At 72.3% G+C, this 3,334-nt stretch carries 4 protein-coding genes; all 4 read right to left on the bottom strand.

Translation table 11 applies throughout. The features are described from left to right. Nucleotides 1–266: 266 nt before the first annotated feature. The 4 genes from ACFXB5_RS19410 to ACFXB5_RS19395 all read right to left on the bottom strand — a co-directional run bounded on the left by ACFXB5_RS19410 (nt 267) and on the right by ACFXB5_RS19395 (nt 3,240). On the bottom strand, nt 267–1,220 hold the full coding sequence (locus ACFXB5_RS19410) for a bifunctional riboflavin kinase/FAD synthetase (protein ID WP_385209268.1): 954 nt from the start codon (nt 1,218–1,220) through the stop codon (nt 267–269). Nucleotides 1,221–1,468: 248 nt separating this feature from the next. Further along, entirely contained in the window at nt 1,469–2,392 is a 924-nt protein-coding gene (truB, locus tag ACFXB5_RS19405; protein ID WP_385209265.1) for a tRNA pseudouridine(55) synthase TruB, read from the bottom strand. Next, complete coding sequence (rbfA, locus tag ACFXB5_RS19400) at nt 2,389–2,859, bottom strand: 30S ribosome-binding factor RbfA (protein WP_385209263.1); 471 nt, start codon at nt 2,857–2,859, stop codon at nt 2,389–2,391. Before rbfA ends, truB begins: the two co-directional genes overlap by 4 nt. Nucleotides 2,860–2,943: 84 nt before the next feature. Beyond that, entirely contained in the window at nt 2,944–3,240 is a 297-nt protein-coding gene (locus ACFXB5_RS19395) for a DUF503 domain-containing protein (protein ID WP_385209261.1), read from the bottom strand. Between the last annotated feature and the right edge of the window lie 94 nt (nt 3,241–3,334).

Genomic DNA, 3,334 nt, shown 5'->3' with positions numbered 1-3,334 from the left:
GCCAGCCCCGCCAGACCGGGCACCCCGCGCGCCCCAGGCAGCCCCCGCCGCCCCAGCAGTCCCCCCCCACCACCCCAAGCCCCCCGGCGGCCCGGGGATCCGGTCCACGGGGCGCATTCGCGTTCTCCCGTTCACCACGCGGCGCGGGGCGCCCGGCGCACAGCCGCACCGCACAGCGCACAGCGCGTAGCTCCCGCCAGCGCGTAGCGCCCGCCGTTCGCCCTCAGCGACTCCCGTACGGGTCAGCCGAGCCGCCGCCGTACGCCTCAGCGGCTCCCGTACTCCTCCACAAGTTCCCGCGCCCGCTTCACATCGGCCGCCATGCGCTCCAGCAGCGCCTCGATCGAGTCGAACTTCTCCTGGCCCCGCAGATAGGCGAGGAAGTCGACCTCGACATGGAGTCCGTACAGATCCAGTCCGACCCGGTCGATCGCATACGCCTCGACCGTCCGCTCGGTCCCGTCGAACTGCGGATTGGTGCCGACCGAGATCGCCGCGGGCATCGCCTCGCCCTGCGCCGTCAGCCAGCCGGCGTAGACGCCGTCGGCCGGGATCGCGGTGTGCGGCAGGGTCTCCAGGTTGGCCGTCGGGAAGCCCAGTTCACGGCCGCGCTGCGCACCGCGCACCACCACGCCCTCGACCCGGTGCGGCCGGCCCAGGACCTCCATCGCACCCGTGACATCGCCCTCCGCGACCAGGCGGCGCACCAGCGTCGAGGAGAACGGCTCGCCGCCGCCCGCCTCACCGCGCTCGTACAGGTCGATGACCTCGACCTCGTAGTCGTAGGTGGTGCCGAGCTCGCGCAGGAACGCCACGTTCCCGGCGGCCTTGTGGCCGAAGCGGAAGTTGGGGCCCTCCACCACGACCCGGGCGTGCAACTTGTCCACCAGCACCTTCACCACGAAGTCCGCGGGGGTGAGCCGCGAGAACTCCGCCGTGAACGGCAGGATCAGCACCGCGTCCACGCCCAGCCCGGCCATCAGCTCCGCGCGCCGCTGGTGCGTGGCCAGCAGCGGTGGATGGCTGCCGGGCCGCACGACCTCGCTCGGATGCGGGTCGAAGGTGACCACGACCGCCGGTACGCCCAGCTCACGTGCCCGTGCCACGGCACGACCGATGATCAGCTGGTGTCCTCGGTGCACCCCGTCGTAGGAACCGATGGTGACGACGCTGCGCCCCCAGTCCTCGGGGATGTCCTCCAAGCCACGCCAGCGCTGCACTTTGCCCGCTCCTCGCCCGAACCTTTGTCTGTCGACTTCGCAGGTCTAAGACTGCCATGCCCCGGGCGCCCGCCTCGCATCGGTGGCCGCCTCGAGCGCCCGGACCGGCCGGAAAGCCACGGTAGGCGGCCGGTCCCGGCGCGTGCAACGCGGCCCGGAGTCGGCAACGACACACCGGCGCCGCGTCGGTCGGGCCCGGGGCTCCGACCGCATCGACGGCATCGACGGCATCGACGGCGCCAACGGCGTCATACGAAGACGGCCAGGCTCTTCGCCTTGCCCTTCGACTCCTCCACCAGGGCCAGAAAGCGCCCCTCCGGCCCGAAGACCGCGACCGGCCCCGACCCCGGCCCCGTCTCCCCCGACGGCATGTCGATCCGCACCCCATTGCCCAGCAGCCGGGCCTGGCGCTCGTCCACGTCCCAGCGCGGGAACGCGGCGGCCGCCGCCTCCGCGATGGGCAGGATCTCCAGCGACTCCTCCAGTCGCTCCAGCGTCCTGGCCGCCTCCAGACCGTACGGACCGACCCGGGTCCGGCGCAGGGCCGTGAGATGGCCGCCCACGCCGAGTCCGGCGCCCAGGTCGCGCGCCAGGGCCCGGATGTAGGTGCCGGAGGAGCACACCACCGTGACGTCCAGGTCGAGGACGGTGGTGCCGTCCTCCGCCTTGGCCTCGCGGCGGTCGTGGAGGACGAAGGAGGAGACGGTCACCGGCCGCGCCGGGATCGCGAACTCCTCGCCCTCCCGCGCCCGTGCGTAGGAGCGCTTGCCGTCGATCTTGATGGCGCTGACCTTCGAGGGGACCTGCTGGATGTCTCCGGTCAGCTCCTCGATCCCGGCCTGGACGGCGCCCGGGTCGACCCCGGCGGCGCCGTCGGAGGCGGTGATCTCGCCCTCCGCGTCATCGGTGACCGTGGTCTGCCCGAGCCGGATGGTGGCCCGGTACTCCTTCTCGGTCAGCGCCAGATGACCCAGCAGCCGGGTGGCCTTCTCCACGCCGACCACAAGCACGCCCGTGGCCATCGGATCCAGCGTTCCGGCGTGGCCGACCCGCCGGGTGCCGGCGAAGCGGCGCAGCTTGGCGACGACGTCGTGCGAGGTGAAACCGGCCGGCTTGTCGACGATCACCAGGCCGTCCGGTGCCCCGGAACCGGCCCTGCCCTTGCGTGTCATGCGTCCGCTGAACCCTTGCCGTCCGTGCCGGGCTCCTCGTCGTCCTCCTGGTCGGGCTTGCGGTACGGATCGGCCTCGCCCGCGTAAGCGGCGCCCGAGGACGCCTCGCGCACCTGGGCGTCCGCCTCCCTGGCCTTGGCGAGCAGATCGTCGATGGTGCGGGCGTTCTCCGGCAGCGCGTCCGGGACGAACGTCAGGGTCGGGGTGAAGCGCACCCCCGTCTGGCGCCCGACCTCCGACCGCAGCACGCCCTTGGCGCTCTCCAGGGCCGCGGCGGAGGCCGCCCGCTCCTCGTCGTCGCCGAAGACCGTGTAGAAGACGGTCGCCTCCCGCAGATCACCGGTGATCCGGGTGTCGGTGATGGTCACATAGCCCAGCCGCGGGTCCTTGATCCGCCGCTGCAGGGTCTCCGCGACCACGACCCGGATGCGGTCCGCCAGCTTGCGTGCCCGCGCGGTGTCGGTCATGCGTCTTCTTCTCTCTTCTTCGCGTCAGTTCTCGCGTCGGTCATCGATGGCCGGCGGCGGCTTGCGACCGCCGGTCCGGCCCCCTCAATCATCATCGCCACCGTGGAACCGCCGTCGCACGGACAGCAGCTCCACCTCCGGCCGCGCCGCCACCAGCCGCTCGCAGCGGTCGAGCACCTCCGTGAGGTGGCCCGGGTCCCCGGAGACCATCGCCAGGGCGATCTGGGCCCTGCGGTAGAGGTCCTGGTCGCCGACCTCCGCCACGCTCACCGCGAATTTGCGGTGCAGCTCGGCGACGATCGGGCGGACGACGGAGCGCTTCTCCTTCAACGACCGTACGTCGCCGAGAAGCAGGTCAAAGGACAACGTCCCTACATACATGCGGTCCGGGTCAAGCCACCCGTGGGGCCTTTGTGATTGCGGGCTTCTCGCACCGTACACGCAAGGGCCGGGGGGGGGGGGGGGCGCGTGGGGC

The organism is Streptomyces sp. NPDC059455 (assembly GCF_042750115.1).
Lineage (GTDB): Bacteria > Actinomycetota > Actinomycetes > Streptomycetales > Streptomycetaceae > Streptomyces > Streptomyces endocoffeicus.
Note: the sequence above shows the minus strand (reverse complement) of the source record. Positions and strands in the feature narration are given on the sequence as shown.